19 protein-coding genes and 2 pseudogenes are annotated in these 20604 nt (G+C 67.5%); 14 read left to right on the top strand and 7 right to left on the bottom strand.

The genetic code is table 11. From position 1 onward, the window contains the following. Positions 1-458 precede the first annotated feature (458 nt). From ACW4E8_RS36195 to ACW4E8_RS36160, 8 genes and pseudogenes are all read left to right on the top strand, one after another. Entirely contained in the window at positions 459-1145 is a 687-nt protein-coding gene (locus tag ACW4E8_RS36195) for a hydrolase (protein WP_456808889.1), read from the top strand. Between the two features lie 66 nt (positions 1146-1211). Continuing rightward, a pseudogene (locus tag ACW4E8_RS36190) lies at positions 1212-1335 on the top strand (alpha/beta fold hydrolase); the annotation flags it as partial. A gap of 79 nt (positions 1336-1414) precedes the next feature. Beyond that, the gene (locus tag ACW4E8_RS36185) at positions 1415-3286 is read left to right on the top strand and encodes an amidohydrolase (protein ID WP_456808888.1); all 1872 of its coding nucleotides are present in this window, start codon (positions 1415-1417) and stop codon (positions 3284-3286) included. Positions 3287-3314: 28 nt separating this feature from the next. Next, a complete protein-coding gene (locus tag ACW4E8_RS36180) occupies positions 3315-3749 on the top strand; it encodes a DoxX family protein (protein ID WP_456808887.1) in 435 nt (144 codons plus the stop codon). Continuing rightward, positions 3746-4183, top strand: a pseudogene (locus ACW4E8_RS36175) (MFS transporter); the annotation flags it as partial. The gene ACW4E8_RS36180 and the pseudogene ACW4E8_RS36175, both read left to right, overlap by 4 nt. Positions 4184-4474: 291 nt before the next feature. Further along, positions 4475-4753, top strand: a complete 279-nt coding sequence (locus ACW4E8_RS36170) for a XapX domain-containing protein (RefSeq protein WP_456808886.1) — start codon at positions 4475-4477, stop codon at positions 4751-4753. Positions 4754-4773: 20 nt separating this feature from the next. Continuing rightward, complete coding sequence (locus ACW4E8_RS36165; RefSeq protein WP_456808885.1) at positions 4774-5157, top strand: response regulator transcription factor; 384 nt, start codon at positions 4774-4776, stop codon at positions 5155-5157. A gap of 289 nt (positions 5158-5446) precedes the next feature. Further along, the gene (locus ACW4E8_RS36160) at positions 5447-6106 is read left to right on the top strand and encodes a response regulator transcription factor (protein WP_456808884.1); all 660 of its coding nucleotides are present in this window, start codon (positions 5447-5449) and stop codon (positions 6104-6106) included. A gap of 11 nt (positions 6107-6117) precedes the next feature. On the opposite strand, the gene ACW4E8_RS36155 is transcribed toward ACW4E8_RS36160, so the two are convergent. Together ACW4E8_RS36155 and ACW4E8_RS36150 are read right to left on the bottom strand one after the other, a co-directional pair. Next, positions 6118-7188, bottom strand: a complete 1071-nt coding sequence (locus ACW4E8_RS36155) for a maleylacetate reductase (RefSeq protein ID WP_456808883.1) — start codon at positions 7186-7188, stop codon at positions 6118-6120. A gap of 13 nt (positions 7189-7201) precedes the next feature. Then, positions 7202-8182, bottom strand: a complete 981-nt coding sequence (locus ACW4E8_RS36150) for a tripartite tricarboxylate transporter substrate binding protein (RefSeq protein ID WP_456808882.1) — start codon at positions 8180-8182, stop codon at positions 7202-7204. Positions 8183-8377: 195 nt separating this feature from the next. Between ACW4E8_RS36150 and ACW4E8_RS36145 the strand changes: the two genes are divergently transcribed. The 4 genes from ACW4E8_RS36145 (at position 8378) to ACW4E8_RS36130 (ending at position 12507) form a co-directional block, all read left to right on the top strand. Further along, a complete protein-coding gene (locus tag ACW4E8_RS36145; RefSeq protein ID WP_456808881.1) occupies positions 8378-9316 on the top strand; it encodes a LysR family transcriptional regulator in 939 nt (312 codons plus the stop codon). A 341-nt stretch (positions 9317-9657) separates the two neighbouring features. Further along, positions 9658-10590 (top strand): IclR family transcriptional regulator, encoded by a 933-nt coding sequence (locus tag ACW4E8_RS36140; protein ID WP_456808880.1) that lies wholly within the window; start codon positions 9658-9660, stop codon positions 10588-10590. Positions 10591-10623: 33 nt separating this feature from the next. Then, complete coding sequence (locus tag ACW4E8_RS36135; RefSeq protein ID WP_013953578.1) at positions 10624-11436, top strand: SDR family oxidoreductase; 813 nt, start codon at positions 10624-10626, stop codon at positions 11434-11436. Between the two features lie 96 nt (positions 11437-11532). Then, the gene (locus ACW4E8_RS36130) at positions 11533-12507 is read left to right on the top strand and encodes a Bug family tripartite tricarboxylate transporter substrate binding protein (RefSeq protein WP_456808879.1); all 975 of its coding nucleotides are present in this window, start codon (positions 11533-11535) and stop codon (positions 12505-12507) included. Positions 12508-12533: 26 nt separating this feature from the next. Here the strand turns inward: ACW4E8_RS36130 and ACW4E8_RS36125 are convergent, their stop codons facing one another. The 3 genes from ACW4E8_RS36125 to ACW4E8_RS36115 form a co-directional block, all read right to left on the bottom strand. Continuing rightward, a complete protein-coding gene (locus ACW4E8_RS36125; RefSeq protein ID WP_456808878.1) occupies positions 12534-13925 on the bottom strand; it encodes an MFS transporter in 1392 nt (463 codons plus the stop codon). 142 nt (positions 13926-14067) lie between these two features. Next, the gene (locus tag ACW4E8_RS36120) at positions 14068-17499 is read right to left on the bottom strand and encodes an ATP-binding protein (protein WP_456808877.1); all 3432 of its coding nucleotides are present in this window, start codon (positions 17497-17499) and stop codon (positions 14068-14070) included. A 17-nt stretch (positions 17500-17516) separates the two neighbouring features. Then, positions 17517-18164, bottom strand: coding sequence for a response regulator (locus ACW4E8_RS36115; RefSeq protein WP_456808876.1), 648 nt, complete (start codon positions 18162-18164; stop codon positions 17517-17519). Positions 18165-18633: 469 nt separating this feature from the next. Between ACW4E8_RS36115 and ACW4E8_RS36110 the strand changes: the two genes are divergently transcribed. Further along, a complete protein-coding gene (locus ACW4E8_RS36110) occupies positions 18634-18798 on the top strand; it encodes an FmdB family zinc ribbon protein (protein ID WP_010812787.1) in 165 nt (54 codons plus the stop codon). A gap of 181 nt (positions 18799-18979) precedes the next feature. Beyond that, positions 18980-19234, top strand: coding sequence for a hypothetical protein (locus tag ACW4E8_RS36105; RefSeq protein WP_456808875.1), 255 nt, complete (start codon positions 18980-18982; stop codon positions 19232-19234). 44 nt (positions 19235-19278) lie between these two features. Here ACW4E8_RS36105 and ACW4E8_RS36100 read toward each other — a convergent pair whose 3' ends face one another. Together ACW4E8_RS36100 and folE are read right to left on the bottom strand one after the other, a co-directional pair. After that, positions 19279-19722, bottom strand: a complete 444-nt coding sequence (locus tag ACW4E8_RS36100; RefSeq protein WP_456808874.1) for a BLUF domain-containing protein — start codon at positions 19720-19722, stop codon at positions 19279-19281. 48 nt (positions 19723-19770) lie between these two features. Next, positions 19771-20520 carry a GTP cyclohydrolase I gene (folE, locus tag ACW4E8_RS36095; protein WP_456808873.1) on the bottom strand — a complete coding sequence of 250 codons (750 nt, stop codon included), beginning with the start codon at positions 20518-20520 and terminating at the stop codon, positions 19771-19773. Between the last annotated feature and the right edge of the window lie 84 nt (positions 20521-20604).

Here is a 20604-nt window from a genome sequence, read left to right as displayed (position 1 = left end):
TTGCGTGGAGTGACCACGCGGCGTCGGCCACGCCTAGCCCTGCGGCCCGGCAGCAGCCTTCGCGCCCCTTTTTCATTATGAAACGGGTTCTAATGCCATCGACCTGGCAAGGTGCGATCATCCCTTGCGGGCGAGCCCAACTGCCAATGGTCCGTTCCAGCTTCATGTGCGTCCGCGCAATTTCCCGGCCCTCACCTTGCCGGCAGACACAAACCACAGCACGCAGCTGAAAGCCGCGCCAGCATCCGCTGTCCAGCCGCATCAAGCAGCGGAAGGTTCCGGCCACTAATACGAAAGGTTGATGGCTACCGCGGCGAAGGCTGTCTAGTCTTGCATCCGGTGGCATCGCGCGATTCCCGCAGATGGGAACACGGCGCTCCGATGCCATCCGAACGGACGGCCCGGCGCATGCTGCGACGCCTGATCTTCGCCCCCAACCGCCATAGAGGAACCAGACCATGTCGAACCCCAAGCTCGAAGTCCTGACTCCGCAGAACAGCCAGCTCATCATCATCGACCATCAGCCGCAGATGGCCTTCGGGGTCCAGTCGATGGACCGCCAGGCGTTGAAGAACAACGTGGTGGGCCTGGCCAAGGCGGCGAAGATCTTCAATATCCCGACCACCATCACCACGGTCGAAAGCGAGTCGTTCTCGGGCTACACGTACCCGGAGGTCCTCGATGTCTTCCCGAATGCGAAGACGCTCGAGCGGACCTCGATGAACTCGTGGGACGACCAGAAGGTACGTGACGCGCTGAAGGCCAACGGCCGCAACAAGGTCGTCGTGGCCGGCCTGTGGACCGAAGTCTGCAATACGACCTTCGCCCTGTGCGCGATGCTGGAAGGCAACTACGAGATCTACATGGTGGCCGATGCGTCGGGTGGCACCAGCAAGGAAGCGCACGACTATGCGATGCAGCGCATGGTGCAGGCCGGTGCCGTGCCCGTGACCTGGCAGCAGGTGCTGCTTGAGTGGCAGCGCGACTGGGCACACCGCGATACGTATGACGCCGTGATGAAGCTCGTCAAGGAGCACTCGGGCGCCTACGGCATGGGCGTCGATTACGCGTACACGATGGTCCACAAGGCGGCGCAGCGCACCGCCACGCCGCACGAGTCGCTGGCCCCCGTCCCGGCCCGCTGATCATTGCTGCGCCAGACGCGCCATTTCGGAGGATCCAAAGCAGATGCACGACATCACTATCCCTGCAGGCTGTCGGCAAAGATCGTCAGGCGCGCTACGCTCAAGGCGTACCCGGGGCGCGTCGCCCGGCATGTGCGTGATCAACGCCGACCAGGTCAGCGCCGACCTGCTGGCCTTCCTGAGCGCATAAGCCCATGTCAGTATCCCGCCGGCAATTCATCGCTTCGGCCGCCGCCATCGGTGCGGGGGCCTCTTCGGAGCTTTTCGCCATGTCACCGAGCCCGACTCCAGATCTCATCCTTGTCAACGGCAAGTTCACCACGCTGGACCGCGCCAATCCGCAAGCCGACGCCGTCGCGATCCAGGATGGCCGTTTCGTCAGCGTGGGCGCCCGCCAGGAGATCATGAAACTCGCGGCGAAGCAGACCACGGTGATCGACCTGAATGGCCGGCGGGTCATTCCCGGGCTGATCGACAGCCATATGCATATCATCCGCGGCGGCCTGAACTACAACATGGAGCTGCGCTGGGACGGCGTGCGCTCCCTGGCCGATGCCATGCGCATGCTCAAGGCGCAGGTGGGCCGCACCCCCGCGCCGCAATGGGTGCGCGTGGTGGGCGGCTTCACCGAGCACCAGTTTGCCGAGAAGCGCCTGCCGACCATCGAGGAGCTTAACGCGGCGGCGCCGGACACGCCGGTGTTCATCCTGCACCTGTACGACCGCGCGATCCTGAATGGCGCGGCCCTGCGCGCCGTCGGCTACAACAAGGACACGCCCAACCCGCCGGGCGGCGAGATCGTGCGTGACGCCAGCGGCAATCCCACCGGCCTGCTGCTGGCCAGGCCCAACGCGACGATCCTGTACGCCACGCTGGCCAAGGGCCCGAAGCTGCCGCCCGAGTACCAGAAGAACTCGACGCGCCATTTCATGCGCGAGGTGAATCGCCTTGGCGTGACCGGCGTGATCGATGCCGGCGGGGGCTACCAGAACTACCCCGAGGACTACAGCGTCATCGAGGATCTGCACAAGGAAGGCCACCTCACGGTGCGGCTCGCGTACAACCTGTTCACGCAGAAGCCCAAGGAGGAACTGAGTGACTTCAAGACGTGGACGTCGGCGGTCAAGCCGGGCCAGGGCGACGACCTTTATCGCCACAACGGTGCCGGGGAAATGCTCGTCTACACGGCGGCTGACTTCGAGGATTTTCGCGTCGAGCGACCGGACATGCCCCCGTCGATGGAAGCGGACCTGGAGCCGGTGATCCGCCTGCTGGCCGAAAAGCGCTGGCCGTGGCGGCTGCATGCCACCTATGACGAGACGATCTCGCGCGCGCTCAATGTCTACGAGAAGGTGGCGCGCGATATCCCGTTCAGCGGCCTGAACCGGTTCTTCGATCACGCCGAGACGATCTCCGATCGCAATATCGACCGTATCGCCGCGCTCGGTGGCGGCATCGCCGTGCAGCACCGCATGGCCTACCAGGGCGAGTACTTTGTCGAGCGCTACGGCGCAAAGGCCGCGGAGGCCACGCCGCCGATCCGGAAGATGCTGGAGAAGGGCGTCAAGGTAGGCGCCGGCACCGATGCCACGCGCGTGGCGTCATACAACCCGTGGGTGTCGCTGTACTGGCTGACCACGGGCAAGACGGTGGGCGGGATGTCGATGTATCCACAGGCCAACCTGCTCGACCGCGAGACGGCGCTGCGTCTGTGGACCGAGTCCAATACGTGGTTCTCGTCCGAAGCGGGCAAGAAGGGGCAGATCAAGACGGGCCAGCTGGCCGACCTGGCCGTGCTGTCCGCCGACTACTTCGCGGTACCCGGCGATGACATCCAGGACATCACGTCGGTGATGACCGTGCTCGGCGGCAAGATCGTCTACGGCGACAGCGAGTTCGGCAAGCATTCGCCCCAGATCCCGCCCGCGATGCCGGACTGGTCGCCGGCCCGCCACGGCAGCCAGTACCAGCCGCGCCCACAGGCCCAGGCCCGCGCACTGGCGCTGAACACAGCCTGCGGTTGCGCCTCTTCGTGCGGCGTGCACGGCCATGCGCATGCGAAGGCGTGGACCTCGAACGTGCCGACGTCGGACGAAGGCGCGTTCTGGGGCGCGCTCGGCTGCTCCTGCTGGGCATTCTGAACCCGCGCCAACTGATCGGAGACTGGTCATGCAACCTTCGAGGTCCTCGCCGGCAACCGCCAGCGACACACCGCTGCACCTGCCGGGCTGGCTGCGCTGGATCGCACTGTTGTTGCTGTGCGCGGCCTACCTCCAGGGCGGCCTGGTCAAGCTGTTTGCCTTCTCCGGCGCGGTGGCCGAGATGCAGCACTTCGGCCTGTCACCGGCGGCGCCGCTGGCCGCGGCAACGATTGCGCTGGAGCTCGGCGCGTCAGCGATGATCCTGCTCGGCCGCTGGCGCTGGCTTGGCGCACTGGCGCTGGCCGCGTTCACGCTGGCGGCCACGGTCATGGCCAACAGCTTCTGGAACGCGCCGCCCGAAGCCCGGTTCATGATGGAAAATGCGTTCTTCGAGCACCTGGGTCTGGTTGGCGGCTTTCTGCTGGTGGCGTGGGACGACCTGCGCGCCCGGGCGCAACCATGACGCAGTCCGCTGCATCCACCCTGAGCCCGGCACCGGGCGGCACGTTCGCCCCGCTGGCCCGGCCCACGTTCGCCGTGCTGTGGGTCGCCACGATTCTCGGCAATATCGGCAGCTTTATGCGCGACGTTGCCAGTGCATGGCTGGCCACCGACCTGTCGAGTTCGCCGGCTGCGGTCGCCACCATCCAGGCCGCGTCGACGCTGCCGGTGTTCCTGCTCGCCATTCCCGCCGGGGTGCTGTCCGACATCCTTGACCGGCGCCGCTTCCTGATCGTGATCCAGGTCTGCCTGGCCCTGGTCAGTGGCACGCTGATGCTGCTGGCCTGGCGTCAGGCGCTGACGATCGAGATCCTGATCGCGCTGGCATTTGCGGGCGGTATCGGGGCGGCGATGATGGGGCCAACCTGGCAGTCGATCGTGCCGGAACTGGTCCCGCAGAGATGGCGCATTCAGCTGGGGCGTGATGGAAGATCCGGGCGATCCGGAGCTCCTGACGGAATGGTTCCTGGTCGAGTCATGGGCCGAGCACCTGCGGCAACACCGGCGTGTGCCGAACGCCGACGCCGATCTGCAACGCGAAGTCACCGCCTTTCATACTGGTGCCGGGCCGGCGCGCGTACGACATCTGCTGGGGGGAGGACTGCCCCCGGACAAGCACTGAAGCGCCTGTTCCCGCTCCTGTTCCCGTTTCCATTTCCGTTTCCGTTTCCGTAGTGCGAGGCCCGTATGAAGCTCTACCTTGTCTCCCTTGGCGCCGGCATCCTGGTCGGCATCATCTACGCGCTGATGCAGGTCCGCTCTCCGGCACCGCCGGTGGTGGCGCTGATCGGCCTGCTCGGCATGTTGATCGGCGAACAGGTGGTGCCGCCGATCAAGCGCATGATCGCGGGCGAGCCGGTCACCGTGGCATGGTTCCACACGGAATGCATGCCAAAGATCACCGGTGCGCCGGGACCGGCGCTGACCGCCGAGAGCCACGCAAACGGCGAGGATGCGGCGCGTTAACGACTGACTGAGGACTTTGTGTGTCTGCCGCTCCCGTGATCGCTATCGTTGACGACGATGCATCTGTCAGAGATGCCATGGGACGGCTGGTGCGCTCGTATGATTACGGCGCGGAACTATTTGGTAGCGGACTGGCGCTCTTGCAGTTTGTCGCGCTCGACCGAATCGCATGTGTGATCACGGATGTGGTCATGCCCGGCATGAACGGTTTTGCGCTCTATGAAGCATTGCGTACGCGCGGCTTCGACAAGCCGGTCATTTTCATGACCGGCTTTGCCGAAGCGGGCTCCGAGCAGCGCGCCCTGGCAGCGGGCGCCGCCGGCTTCCTCAAGAAGCCGATTCAGGATACGGAGATCATCCGATGCATCGAGCAAGCCCTGCTGGCGCGCCGGGACGAGGGCTGAACCCGGACCGGTTCGACCGGGCCAGGTCCAGTCGATCGGGCCAGATACAACCGCCCCGCCGCCACTGGCCCCAGCCCGATGCCGGTATCCTGAACGGCGTGACGGCGCAGTCAGGTTACGCAACGGTAAACTGGCAAGCCCCGGAGGCCTGTGCTAGAAATTCTTGCAGGAAAGGCTTGCGGTTCGCCCCGGCACGTATTTGAGCAGTCAACGCTGCTGTATATCATCGCCAGAACACCGGTGAGCCGACAAACGAATCATGCCAGCGAGAGCAAGAGGAGAGCCAGCCGTGACCGCCGCCAGTGGGGAGCCTGCCAGGACCGGCGCGAACGATGAGCAGACGGTGCTGATCGTCGATGACGATGCCATGCTGCGCAATGCGCTGGGCAACCTGTTCCGTTCGGTGGGCATGCAGGTAGCACTGTTCGGTTCGGCCGCCGAGTTGCTCGCGTTCAAGTTGCCCGACGCGCCATGCTGCCTGGTGCTGGACGTACGGCTGCGTGGCCCGAGCGGGCTTGACCTGCAGACGCGCCTGGCACAGATGGGCATCCACATTCCCATCATCTTCATGACCGGATATGGCGACATCGCCATGAGCGTGGCGGCGATGAAGGCGGGCGCCGAGGATTTCATGGCCAAGCCGTTTCGCGACCAGGATCTGCTTGACGCCGTGTCCGCCGCGCTGGAAAAGGACCGCCTGCGCCGTCAGGCGGTGAGCAGGATCGAGGAGATTCGCGCCAACTACGCCACGCTGTCGCCGCGTGAATCCGAAGTCATGGGCCTGGCGGTGTCCGGCCTGCTGAACAAGCAGATTGCCGGCGAGATGGGCATCAGTGAGGTCACCGTCAAGATCCACCGCGGCCAGGCCATGCGCAAGATGAAGGCGCGCACGTTTGCCGATCTGGTGCTGATGGCGCAGCAACTCGGCATCTGCAAGGCCGACCACTGACTGGCGCCGACTCAGCCCGGCCGCCGTCCATGGAACGCATCGTCCAGCAGTTGCCGGATGCCGGGCGCGTCCAGCGGACGTGGGTTGGGATACTGTTCAAGCAGCGCCAGCGCGCAGGCCTGATCGAGGTCTTCCTCGCGCATGCCGATGTCGCGCAGCGCAACGGGCGCGCCCAGCGCTGCCGCGAGCTCGAACACCGCCTGCGCACCATTGACATCCTCACGCCCGAGCGCGGCCGCGACCGTGGCGATGGCTTGCGGCGCTGCCACGGCGTTATAGGCCAGCGCATGCGGCAGCACGATCGTGTGCACCTCGGCATGGGGCAGGTTGTAGCTGCCGCCGAGCGTGTGGCAAAGCTTATGGTGCAGGCCCACCCCGACGCTGCCCAGCACGGCGCCGCAGAGCCAGGCCCCGTAGAGCGCATCGCCGCGCGCCGCCAGCAGCGCTGAGCCACTGCCGCGTGCGATGACGGGCAGGGCGCGGCCCAGGGCGGCGATGCCGTCGCGGCACATCCACTCGCTGACGGGGCTGCGGTCCGCGGCGTACAGGCCCTCGGCGGCATGCGCGATGGCATTGATCCCGCTGGTTACGCTGACCGGCACCGGCAGGCGCAGGGACAGCTCGGGGTCGTAGATCACGGTGCGCGGCAGCACCCGCGCATTGCGGCCGGTGCGCTTGAGCCCGCCCTCAGTCATGCCATAGATCGGCGTCATCTCCGATCCGGCATAGGTGGTCGGCACGGCAACGATGGGGAGTTCCGATTCGAGGGCGATGGCCTTGCCAAGCCCGATGGTGGAGCCTCCGCCGATCGCCACCACCGCATCGGCGCCAAGCGCAGCCGCGGTCGACCGGGCCAGGCGCGCCTGCTCCACCGGCACATGCATGACAGCGCCGTCGAAGATGCCGGCGCAGCGCGCGCCAAGCACCGCCGCGGCACGCTCGGCCAGGGCGCGCTGCCCCGGTGTGCAAAGCACCAGCACCTTGCGGGCGCCAAGCATATCGACTTCATCTCCCAGCGCATCCAGCGCGCCGGAGCGGAAGACGATGCGTTGCGGGTGAGTCTGGTAGATGAAGGGCTGCATGATCGATGCGTGCTTACTCGGTTGCAATATGCCGGTCCTTGATCAGCCGGCCCCAGCGTACCGCCTCTTCCCGGATCAGCTTGTTGGCCTGTGCAGAATCGCCCGCAATCACCTCGAAGCCGCCGTCGGCAAGGACTTTCGCGATCGCGGGATCACGCAGCGTGGCATTGACGCTGGCCGCGAGCTTGCCGATCACGTCAGGCGGCGTCTTCGCGGGTGCGATCATCGCCACCCAGGAATACGCCTCGAATCCCTTGTAGCTCTCGGCCACTGCGGGTATGGCCGGCAGGCGCGCATCGCGTTGCCGCGCGGTGACGGCCAGCGCGCGCAGCTTGCCGGACTGCACGTAAGGCAACACCAGCGGCAGGCTGGCGATCATCGAATCGACGTGGCCGCCCAGCAGGTCATTGAGCGCAGGCCCGCCGCCCTTGTAAGGGGTATGGATGCCGCTGGTGCCGGCCGCTTCGTGGAACAGCTCGGCCACCAGCTGGTTGGAGCTTCCCGCGCCCACGGATGCGTAGGACACCGTGTTCGGCTTCTTCGCCGCGGCAACGTAGTCCTGCAGCGTCTTGTAAGGCGAAGCGGCGGGGACGACCAGCACCATCGGCGAGCGCACCATGTACGAGACGCCGGTCAGGTCCTTGTGCGAGGCATACGGCAGCTTGGGATAGATAAAGGGCTCAGTGGCAAAGGCATCGAACACCATGCCGACGGTGTAGCCGTCCGCCGGACTGCGCGCAATCTGCCCGGTGCCGATGGTGCCGCCTGCACCGGCGCGGTTGTCGATCATCACGGGTTGCGCCAGCCGCTTGCGCAGGGCGTCCTGGACCTGGCGCGCGACCTTGTCGACTGTGCCGCCCGCCGCATAGGGCACGATCAGCGTCACCGGTTTGGCTGGCCAGTTTTCGGCGCGGGCGCTGGCCGGAACTGCCATCGCCACGGCGATGGCGGCAAGCGCGCCAACGCCCGCCAGGCGTTGCAGGACACGGGGCATCGTCGTTCCCGCTGTGGTTGCTACGGTTGTCTCCATCGCGATCCGCTCCATGGTTGGTCTTGACAGGTCTGGCGCGCCACTTTTGCTTGTTGCGCGAAGCTAGACGGTTGCTTTTGTTTTTCCGAATGTTAGACTCGGGAACATATGCACGTGAAGCCGGCATGTCCGCGCAATGCCTTTGCATAGAACGCAAAAATGGAATCCGCCCGATTCGCTGAAAACCTGGCCATCTTTGTCGAAGTCGCGCAGTCCGGCAGCTTCTCCGCCGTGGCCCGCCAACGCGGCCTGGTCGCGTCATCGGTCGCCCGCCAGATCGATGCCCTGGAGCGCGAGCTCGGCGTGCCGCTGTTCACGCGGTCCACGCGGGCGCTGGTCCGCACCGACGCCGGTGACCTGCTGTTCGTGCGCGCCACGCGTATCCTGCACGAACTCGACGATACGCGAGACGCCGTCACCGCGCTCGAGCAGGGCGTCAGCGGCCTGGTGCGGGTGGCTTGCCTGCCGGCCTTCGGACGGCGCCACGTGGTGCCGTACCTGGGCGCCCTCTACGCGCAATACCCGCGCCTGTCCGTGGAACTGGTGCTGACCGAGCGCGTGGTGGATCCCGTGGTGGAACGCTTCGACGTGGTCATACGCGTCGGCCAGCAGGCCGACAGCTCGCTGATCGCCCGTTGTCTCTCCGACCAACGCTACATCATCTGCGCGACGCCCGCCTACCTGGCGCAGCACGGGCGCCCCCTCCATGCCGATGACCTCGGGCGGCACCGCCTGATCGACCGTGGCCACAGCACCAGCATGCGCGGCTGGCGGGAATTGCTGACGCCGGCGCATACCGCGCAGGCGACCTTTGCGCTCGAATGCGATGACTGCGATGCCCGGCGGCTCTCCGTGCTGCAGGGGCTGGGTATCGCGCTGATGCCCGACTGGTCGGTGGGCCCGGATATTGGTGCGGGCCGACTGGTGGAGCTGGCGCTCGACGCGCTGTTGCCGCAAGCACCGGGCGGAATCTACCTGCTGCGCGCAACACAGCACGCCAGCGCCAAGGTCAGGGCATTCTGCACGCACCTGACGGCGAGTATCGGCAGTCCACCCAGTTGGCAGATTGCCATGGCAGCAGAGGCGGCGCTCGCTTAGCGTGCTTGCCGGCCGGGCCGGTTCAGGCACCGTTGCCCGTTGGTTACTTCCCGCCACCCGTCCATCCCGTTATTTCATCGTGATTTCCACGTTGCGCGACGACCTCGATTCGAGCCGTACTCAGTGCTTTCAGGCGCGCTTTGCCCGAAGTAGGGGATAACCTGGGGGAGCGGGTTCATACGCCGTGCAGGGGTTCGCTTTGCCTTCAGGCGGAGACCGGCCGCGCTAACCTGCTGATGCACATCCATGAACGCCGTCTCTCGCGCACATGATTTCCCTACATAGCGGTCCCTGCGCGGCCCCGTTGCTGCTATCAATGTTCTCTTCCCGGCCGCCTGCCCATGAAACGCACCACCACCATTCCAACCCCGCCGCCCGATGCCGCGCATATCCTGGTGCCGGCCGACGCGCAGGCGGGCCATGCCTGCGCCGACGACCGCAACTTCGTCACCGCGCTGGCACGCGGCATGGAGCTGTTGCGCGCCTTCGGGCCGCAGGACGATTACCTGGGCAACGCCGAGCTGTCGCGGCGCACCGGCATCCCGCGCCCGACCGTGTCGCGGCTCACCTACACGCTGGCCACGCTCGGCTATCTCACCTACATCGAAGCCACTGAGAAATACCGGCTGGGGCAGGGCGCGATGGCGCTTGGCCATCGCTATATAGGCGGCGCCGGCATCCGCGAGATCGCGCAGCCGCTGATGCAGTCGCTGGCGTTTACCACCGATTGCACGGTGGCACTGGCCATGCCGGACCGGCACGCCATGGTCTACCTGGAAAGCTGCCAGCCGCGCGGGGCGCTGGTGATCCGGCTGGCGCCGGGCGCGCGCCTGCCGATGGCCACCTCGGCGATCGGCCGCGCCTGGCTGGCGGGGCTGGATGCCGATCACCGCGAGGCCGCGCTGGCCGAACTGGCGCGCCACTACGGCACGCGCTGGCCCGCCGTGCGCGCCGGCATCGACCGTGCGCTGCGCGACCACGCGCGGCGCGGCTTCTGCGTGGCGCACGCCGAATGGGACCGCACCGTCAGCGGCGCCGCGGCGCCGCTGCGTCTGGCGGGCAGCAGCGAGGTGCTGGCGCTGAATATCGGCGGCGCCGCGACACGGCTGTCGCCCGAGATCCTGGAAAGCAACCTGGGCCCGCGCGTGCGCGACCTTGCCGAGACCTTGCAGGCGCGGCTGTGGCAGCCGGGCGGCGCGCGTGCGACCGCCCGCTTTGCCTCAGCGCAGCCTGAGCCTGGCCCATGCACCCGGGCCGACGCGTCCAACGGCTGACGCAAACATCCGAATTCAACGAGGAGACAACCCATGGAAGTACGCAACAAGACCGTTGTGGTGACTGGCGCGGCCACCGGCATCGGGCGCGCGCTGGCGCTGGCCTTTGCGCAGGCCGGCGCGCGCGGCGTGGCCGTGGCCGACCTGAACGCGGCGGGCGCCGCCGCCGTTGCCGCCGAAGTCCAGGCCGCGGCGCCTGCGTGCCAGGTGTTCGCCCAGCCGGTCGACGTGGCCGATGCGGCCGCCGTGCAGGGCCTGGCCGACGAGGCCACGCGCCGCTTTGGCCAGGTCGATATCTTCTGCTCCAACGCCGGCATCATCCTGCGCAAGGGGCTGGAGGCGAGCGCCGACGACTGGCAGCGCATCTGGGAAATCAACGTGATGGCGCATATCCACGCGGCCAAGGCGGTGCTGCCGCAGATGCTGGAGCGCGGCGACGGCTACTTCATCAACACGGTGTCGGCCGCGGGCCTGCTGTCGCAGATCGGCTCGGCGCCGTATGCGGTGACCAAGCATGCCGCCATCGGCTTTGCCGAGTGGCTGTCGATCACCTACGGCGACCGCGGCATCAAGGTCAGCTGCATCTGCCCGCAGGGCGTGCAGACCAACATGCTGTTCGGCGAGAAGGGCGAGCGCAAGGGCTTCCTGCAGGAAGGCTCGGTCACCGCCGAGCACGTCGCCGCGGTGACGCTGGAAGGGGTGGCCGATGAGCGCTTCCTGATCTTGCCGCACCCGGAAGTGCTTGAGTACTATCGCCGCAAGGGCCAGGACTACGACCGCTGGCTGCGCGGCATGCGCCGCCTGCATGACAAGGTGATGCAAGAGTTCGGCGGCATCGCGGTCTGAAGACACAAGAAGTCCTGGCAGGTCCCGGCGGCGGCATTGGCCGCCGTCTTCACAATGCGGGCGGCCATGCAGCCGCCGGCAACAGGAGGAGAATCCATGCGTTTCGGTACCGTTGCCGCGGCAGTGCTCGCCGCGTCCGCCCTGGTGAGCGCGGCCCCCGCGCTGGCACAAGGCTATCCCGCCAAGCCGATCCGGATCGTGGTCGGCTTCCCCAGCGGCGGCGCGCCCGACACGCTGGCGCGCATCGTCTCGGAAAAGATCTCGCCCGCATGGGGCCAGCCGGTGGTGGTGGACAACAAGCCGGGCGCGGGCGGCAATATCGGCGCCGAAGCCGTGGCGCACGCGCCGGCCGACGGCTATACGCTGGCGCTGGGCACGGTCGGCACGCACTCGATCAACGGCGCGCTGTACAGCAAGATGCCGTACGACATGGTCAAGGACTTCGCCCCCGTGGTCCTGATCGCCTCGACGCCGAACGTGCTGGTGGTCAATCCCGGCGTGCCGGCAAAGAGCGTGGCCGAATTGATCGCGCTGGCAAAGTCCAGGCCGGGTGGCCTGACCTTCGGCACCCCCGGCGTCGGCACTTCGCCGCACGTGGCCGGCGAGATGTTCAATGCCATGGCCGGCGTCAAGATCACGCACGTGCCTTACAAGGGCCGCGCCATGGCCATCCCCGACCTGCTCGGCGGCCATATCACCATGATGTTCGACAACCTGCCGTCGGCCCTGCCCGTGGTGCGCGAGGGCAAGCTGCGCGCGCTGGGCATCACCAGCGCGAAGCGCTCGGCCTCGGCACCGGATATCCCGACGCTGGCCGAGCAGGGTTTGCCAGGCTTTGAAGCCGATTCATGGTTCGCCGTGTTCGCGCCGGCCAATACGCCGAAGGACGTGGTGGCCAGGCTCAACACCGAACTCAACCGCATCTTCACGCTGCCGGATGTGCAGGCGAAGCTGAAGACGCTGGGGCTGGATCCGATCCTGGGCACGCCGGAGAAACTGGCGGCGTACCAGCGCCAGGAGATTGCGAAATGGGCGCGGGTGGTGAAGGAGTCGGGGGCGAAGGCAGAGTAGGGGCCCCTGACCGTCAAGCGAAAGACCTAGGCGTCCGGTTCTACCGCCGCCCGCGCAGGCTCCGCGCCGCTGGCATCGCGCAAGCGGCTCAGGCTGATCAAGGTCCCGAGCGCCGCCACCACTGCCGCCAGATACAGCGCAATGCGCGCCGCGCCGGTCGGCGCCAGGCTGAACAGCAGCGCCACCACCGCTGTGCCGGTGGTCTGCCCCAGCAGCCGCGTGGTCGCCTGCGCGCCGCTGGCGCCGCCACTGCGCTCGGGCGGCGTGGCGCCGATCATGGCGCGGTTGTTGGGGGACTGGAAGAAGCCGAAGCCCGTGCCGCACATCGCCATGCGCCAGACGATGTCCAGGCTGCCGGCGTCCGGGCCCAGCGTGGCCAGCCCGACCAGTCCGCACGCCAGCATGGCCAGCCCGATGCCGGCCAGGATGCTGGCCGGATAGCGGTCCGACAGCCGGCCCGACACCGTTGCCATCACGGCCACCATCAGCGGCCAGGGCGTGATCAGCAGGCCGGTTTCCTGCAGGGAGCGGCCGAGCTGGTATTCGAGATAGAACGGCAGCGCGATAAAGGCCAGCATCTGCGTCATGAAAGAGCAGAACGAGGTGCCCACCGCCAGCGTGAAGGCGCGGCTGGCAAACAGGTCCACCGGCACCAGCGGCGCGGAACGGCCGTGCTGGCGCCGCACCAGCAGCCAACCCAGCACCACGGCCACGGCCATGCCCGCAGCGCCTGCGATGCGCCAGCCGGCATGGCCCAGGACATCGACGCTGAGGATGAACATGCCGAACACCAGCGCCGACAGCAGCGCGCTGGGGTAGTCGAACTCGCGCGGCTGCGGCGGCGTCGCCGGCAGCGAAGTGCGGCTCAGCACCAGCGCGACGATGGCCACCGGCACGTTGACCGCGAACAGCCATTGCCAGCTGGCGACCGCCAGGATCAGCGCGCCCAGCGACGGGCCCACGGCGATGGTCACGCCGACCACCAGCGCGTTCAGCCCGATGCCGCGGCCCAGGCGCGTGGGCGGGTAGATAAAGCGCACCAGCGCCGTATTGACGCTCATGATGCCGGCGCCGCCGATGCCCTGCAGCACGCGCGCGGCCACCAGCATCGGCAGGTTGACCGCCAGCGCGCACAGCAGCGAGCCCAGCAGGAAGGTGGCCAGCCCCGCCCGGTACACGCGCTTGTAGCCAAGGATGTCCCCCAGCGACGAGAGCGGCAGCAGGCACACGGTCACCGTCAGCTGGTAAGCGTTGACCACCCAGATCGTGCTGGACGGATCGGCCTGCAGCTCGCGCGAGATCGAGGGCAGGGCGATGTTGGCGATCGAGCCATCGAGCACGGCCATGATCAGGCCGAAGAAAACAGTGAGGATCGCCCAGGTCCGTTGTGGCTGGGGAAGGCCTTGTTCTGGCTGCATGGGGGGAGACATTGAAGACAATGCCGCGCCAGCATCGGTCAGGCATGGCCAGGACGGCCACGGCGCAGCGTTGCCATTATCGTCCCGCGTGGCGATGCTCGCAAATCCGCTAATTGTGGTAAAGCGCAGCGCGCCGGGCGCACTATCCCGCTGCGGCGGCCTGCACGTAGCCGCCCAGCCGTTCAAGCAGGGCTCCGGCCGCGGCTGCGGCGGCCGGGGTCCACCCCTGCGCTGCGTCACACAATGTTTCCAGTGCCAGGCATGCCTCGACGATGGGCTGGCGGCGCACGATCATGAAGGCGCCGGCCGCGGCATGGGCCCAGTGCCGCAATGCCGGCAGGTCCCGCTGCGCAATGATGTGCGCCAACGCTGGCAGGTCTTGCTGCAGCTGCCGGCGCAGCATGTCTTCATAGCGACGGCGATCAGCGGCTTCGGCCTGCGAAGCCGCAGCCGGATCGTCATTGGTGCCAGGAGGCGGGGCTGCGGCATGCCTGCGGCCGGGCAGGCCATGCAGGCACGCTTGCAGGTCCTGCAACGACGCCGGCTTGGCCACAAAGCCGGAAAAGCCGCGCAGGCGCCAGTCTGCCGACGGCTCGCTGCACGTGAATGCGCTGAAGGCCAGTACCGGCATGCCGGGATGCTGCGCGCGCACCGCGCGCAGCAGCGCGTGGCCGTCCATGACTGGCATATGGATATCGGTCAGCACCGCGTCGATGTGCGTGCTCTCCAGCGCCGCCAATGCCTGCTTGCCGTTGCCCGCGACAATCGGGTGGCAGCCAAGTGTCTGCAGTTGCTCGGCAACAAGGGTCTGGTTCAGCGCATTGTCTTCGGCGACAAGGATGGTCAGCGGCGCCGCGGCCGGTGCCGGGAGTGCCTGCGCCGTCGGCGCGTTGCCGTCAGCCGGCGCAAGCGCCGGCGTGGCGCCTTCGGCCGCCTGGGCCACGCAGTCGAGCAGCGCGCGGTGGCTGTAGGCCGTGACTTCGTGCATGCCGGGGGCGCACTGGCGTGGCCGATGCGGGCCCTCCGGCGTCACCCACACAACCGGCACCCTTGCCGCATCGCGCAGGCCGGCCAGTGCCGCCAGGGGGTACTCTTCCGTGGCGACGATGACGCGTGGCAGCTTGACCTGGAAGGATGCTAGCGCGGCCGCCTGCGATGCCAGCACATCGGCACGCCAGCCTGCCGTAGTGAGCCACGCGGCCAGGGCCTCGCCGGTGCGTATGTCCTGGCACAGCACGACCACGTCGCCGCACTGCGCCGCCGCGGCCGGGACCGGTGGCCGCGGCGTGCCAGCGGGCGGCAGCGGCATCGAGACCGTGAACGCGCTGCCCACGTCCGGCACGCTGTCCACGCTGATGCTGCCGCCCATCAGCTCGCACAGCCGGGCGCAGATCGACAAGCCCAGGCCAGTGCCGCCGTAGCGGCTGGCGGTCGCGGCATCGCCCTGCACGAAGGGCTGGAACACGCGCGCCGCCAGCGATCGCGGCATGCCGATGCCGGAATCGCTGACGCGGCAGACCAGCCGCAGCGTGCCGTGGTGGTCCTGGCGCAGCTCGCCGCTTACGGTGATGCGGCCGCTGGCGGTGAACTTGAAGGCGTTGCTCAGCAGGTTGTTGAACACCTGCACCAGGCGCATGCGGTCGCCTGTGACCTCCGCATCGAGCGACGGCGACAGCTGCAGGTGAAAGCGGATGGGACGGCCGGACACCATCGGCGCATGGGTCAGCGCCACGCTTTCCAGCGCCTCGACGGGGCGGAAGGGCGCGTTGACCAGCCTGAGCTTGCCGGCATCGATCTTGGAAAAGTCCAGCACATCGTTGACGATCCGGCGCAGCGCCTCGGCGGCGGTGTCCAGCGCCCTGAGCCGGGGCGCGTGTGCTGCCAGGCCGCTGCCGCGCGCGAGCAGTTCCAGGTTGCCCAGCAATGCGTTCAGCGGCGTACGGATCTCGTGGCTCATCGCGGCGAAGAAGGTCGAGCGTGCGCGCATCATCGCCTCGGTGGCCTGCTGGGCGGAACGCAGTTGCTCTTGCAGTGCCTGCTGCGCGGTGCAGTCCTGCACGGCGCAGAACAGCACGGCTTCATCGCGGTAGCGCGCCGGCGCGTAGGTGATTTGCAGGAAGTGCTGTCTGGCATCGCCGTGGCCGGGTGGCTCATCTGCCGGCACGCACGGCGGTGCCGCGACGGTAAAGCTGGAAATGGACGCTTGCCCGCTGCTGCCACCGCACGGGTGTCGGTTGAATGCCTCCGCTACCGCATCGGGCAGGTGGCCATGGGGCTGCCACTGCAGCAGCACGCCGGCCAGCGGGTTCGACGTCAGGACGGCGTAGTCGTGCTGGCGCACGATGCACAGGCCGACCGGCGTGGCATTGACCAGCACGTGGTTCATCAGCTCGCTTTCCAGCGCGCGCGAGGCTTCGGCGTGCGTGCGCCGCAGCAGGTGCCGGCTCCAGTAGCGCGCGGCCAGCCCAATCGCGCCGGTCAGCAGCAGCATGGCGCCGGCGATCACGGCCAGCTCCGCTGCCAGCGCCGCACCCAGCATGCGATACGGCATGTGGTAGACCAGCTGCCCGAAGCCTGCCGGCAGCGGCTGCACCAGCCGCATGCCCGATGGCGTGACATCCAGCGTGTTGTGCGACAGCAGGCGCGCGCCGGCTGCCACATCATGGACGCTGGCCGATGCCGCCGGCCAGTCGCGCGGCGATACATCGATGATCTCGCCGGCTGGATTGAGCAGCGCCAGCAGCGCCGGATCATCCGCGCGCTGCAAGTCGGCCAGGAAAGCGTGCAGGGGCACGCAGGCGGCCACCAGCATGGTGGGCGTGTCGCCGGCATAGGCGGCGCCGGCCAGCACCATGACCGGGGCGTCGTCCACCGGGTGGCGCAGCGGACCCACCCAGACCTGCTGGTCGCGCGCTGGCACGCTGCGGCCGCTGCGCTCCAGCAGCGCCTGGGTCAGCCGTGTGCGCAGCAGCGGGATCAGCGCGGGGTCGAGCGCAAGCGGTGCGCGCGCGCCGCCCTCGGGCTGGCTGATGACCACGGCGCTGTCTTCGTTCAGTGCGACCGCGTAGGCCCCGTGGTCGAGATCGAACGCCTGTTGCGTCGCCACCGCAGCCAGGGCAATCTGCCGCAGCCGCACGAACTGCGCCGGCAGCCCCGCCCCCCAGCCCTGCCGCGTTGCCTCGGTGGCAAGCAGGTGATAGTCCTTGCGCACGGCATCGACGTGGAGGCTGGCGGTGCCGGTGCGCCGGAAGGCCCCGAAGCCGGCATCGCGCGACGGCTCCGGTGCGGGCGCATCGAGGTTGTAGCGGATGCTCAGCACGGTGCGCCGCAGGAACGAGGACTCGTTATGCAGCAACTGCGAGACCGAACTGGCGTACCGCGAGACGTCGCTGCGGCGGTAGTCCAGGTGCTGTTCCGTCGCCAGGCCGGCAAGCAGCAAGCCGGAGAACAGCACAATGGTGATCAGCACCGCGATGGTCACTGAATACAGGTGTTGCTGGCGGCGCGCATTGTCGGCAAGCGCATCGAAGGCGCTGGCCAGGGTTTCACGGGTACGGTCGACGGTTTGCTGCATCGGCGGCTCCGGCCGTGTCAGATCAGGCGGTTTTCATAGGCGTAGCGGATCAGCCCGGTATTGGTCTGCACCCCCAGCTTGCGCATGGCCACGGTCTTCTGGCTGGAGATGGTGCTGACTGAGCGGCCGAGCTTGCCGGCGATGTCGGTCAGCTGTAAGCCCTGCGCATAGAGCCGGATCACTTCCAGTTCGCGCTGCGTCAGTTCGGTGGCCGGTGCGCCGGCCAGCGTGGCGTGTTGCAGGATGGCGTGCACCGCCGGCGAATAGAAGCAGCTGCCGCTGGATGCGACGTGGATGCAGGCGCGCACGACTTCCTCCAGGTGGTCTTCCTTGCTGACAAAGGCGCGCACGCCAAGCTTCATGGCGCGGCGGATGATGGCGGGATTGGACTGTGCGCTGATCACTACCACGCGCGTCAGCGGATGGCGGCGCGCCAGGCGGCCCAGCAGGTTGAAGCCGTCCAGCGAGGTATCGCCGTGGCCCATGCAGAAATCGGTGATGGCGATATCGGCGGGATGCTGGTCCAGCGCGCCGAGCAACTCGGTGCCGTTGCGGCATTCGCAGCTGATCTGGACACTGCCGCTGCGCTGCAGGCAGTCGCGCAGGGCGGCCACGACCAGCGGGTGGTCGTCTGCCAGGGCGACACGCAAGACTCCGTCGTACATAGCTATCTCCGGATGGGCGGCAACCGGTCCACGCCGGTTGCACTGGGCGATTGCGTCACCACAAATCCGAAATTCTGGCTATGTTCCGCGCCCTCTTGAATCGTAATTCTGCTAGTTCAGGGAACTTGCGTGAGGCGGGCATGGACACGGCCAGTTCGGGAAATGCGTGACCTGCCAATAGAACGGCGCCATGCCGCGATGCTTGACCTGGGTTTGCGCAGCATTGCGGCGCTTGTTCCGCGGCGAGCGCGACCAGCTATTTGCCTGATGTCAATGCGCGGCGGAAGACGCATTCACATAGCGGCAGGCAGGAGCGCGGCAAGAGAAAGTGAATTCGCGGTGACATCGCCGCATGCGCGCAGCGCGCCGGCTCCGGCAGGGCTAACTTTCACGCTTCGGGGCGCGGACCGCTGTCCTAGAATGAAGCTGACACGCGCCCCGCGGCGCGTGCACCGCGTTGGGGAACTCCATGCCCGTCTACCAATACCGCTGCGAGAAGTGCGGCCATATGTTCGAGAAAACCGAGCATCTCGCGGAACACGCCTCTGCCCATCCGAACTGCCCGAACTGCGGCAGCCAGTCCGTCCAGCACGCACCGGCCCCGTTCGTGGCAGTGACCCAGCGCAAGAGCTGAGCCCGCTGAGTCCGAACAACTACCTCCCAGGAGGGTTTGCGGCCCGCCGCCGTTGTGCGGCGGGCGCGCGGGTGTGCCGCCGGCTGACGGCCGCGGCATGTCTTTTCCAGGCGTGGTGCATGGGCACCACGCGCGTTAGCGCTGCGCGCAAGCGGCGATCTCAACCTTGACGGAGGATGCCATGGCAACGAGACCGTTCACCGAATTTCCCGCCGACGAGCAGCAACAGGTCCTGCAGGTATGCAGGCATGTCGGGCTGGCGGCCGAGATGTTCGAGATTTTCGAGGAAAGCCGCGAGGCCGGGGTGCGGCGCGTCAACGTGCGCCGGGTGGGCACGGACAAGACCAGTGTCTATGAGGCAGGCCCCGATTCGGTCTGGGTCGAGGAATTCGAGAGCGACCTGGAGTGCGGCCTGTTCGGCCAAGTGACGGCCTAGCCCTCCCTGGTGACAGAAGCGCGCCGGAGCCCTGGCGGCGCGGTTCAGTGCCGTCCGCGTTCGCCGGTGCGCGACACGACTGACGCGCCGGCGATCAGCTCCTTGAGCAATGCCAGCGACGCCGCACCGCAGGTGCGGTACGGATCCAGTTCGGCCCGCGCCGAGAACTTGAGCAGGGTGGCGGTGTTGATGCGCGCCGCATTGACCTGGCCCATCGCCCAGCCGGCAAAGTCGCGCGTGCAGGTTTCCTCGAAATGCAGCAGGGTCACGTCGTGGTGGCGCGGGTCGCGTGCGATCGACTGGAACAGTTGTGACACGTCCTGGCGGTCGCCTTCCAGCGCCTGCAGGAAGATGCCGTTGCCGTGGCACAGCACCCCGGTGATGCCGTGGCGCGGATTGCGTTCCAGGCTGGCGGCCAGGATGGCGTCGAGCAGGGCGGCGTCGATGGCCTGGCGGGCACGGCTGGCATAGAGCAGGCGGACTAGCATGGTCGTGGCGCTCGGTTGTGGCGGCTGGTAGGTGGCGGGGCGTGCGGCCTAGCCGCGGTTGTGGTTCAGCAGCGTGAGGAATTCGCGGCGCAGGCTGTCGTCCTTCAGGAACGAGCCGCGCATCACGCTGTTGGTCATCTTGGCATCGGTGTCGCGCACGCCGCGCCAGTGCATGCAGAAGTGCTCGGCCTCCATCACGATGGCCAGGCCGTCGGGATTCATCTTTTCCTGCAGCAGGTCGGCGACCTGTGCCACCGCCTCTTCCTGGATCTGCGGCCGGCACATGATCCATTCGGCCAGCCGCGCGTACTTGGACAGGCCGATCAGGTTGGAATGCTGGTTCGGCATCACCCCTACCCACAGCTTGCCGATGATCGGGCACAGGTGATGCGAGCAGGCACTGCGCACGCGCAGCGGGCCGACGATCATCAGTTCGTTGAGCTGGCCGACGTTGGGGAACTCGGTCACCGGCGGGGCCTTGGCGTAGCGGCCGGCGAAGATCTCCTTCAGGTACATCTTGGCGACGCGGCGCGCGGTTTCCTGGGTGTTGTGGTCGTTGTCGACATCGATCACCAGCGCGCGCAGCACGTCCTCCAGGCGCGCCTGCACTTCGGCCTGCAGCTGCTCCATCTCGCCCGGCTCGATGTAGTGCGCAATATTGTCGTTGGCGTGGAAGCGCTCCTGCGCGGCCTCCAGCCGTGCGCGGATGCGCGCCGAGACGCTGTGGGCGTGGGGGTGGCCGGCATCGTCGCCGGCGTTGCTGTCCTTCGCGCGGTGTGCCGCGTCCTTGCTGGTCATGGTTATGCGTGGTGGGATGGATGACTGCGCAGCGGGTGTGCCGGATTCACTATATGGCAGATGCCGTGGCCTCACAACCCGCGC

This window comes from Cupriavidus sp. CP313, from assembly GCF_054072015.1.
The sequence above is the reverse complement of the archived record's forward strand: the minus strand, read 5'-3'. Positions and strand labels throughout refer to the sequence as shown.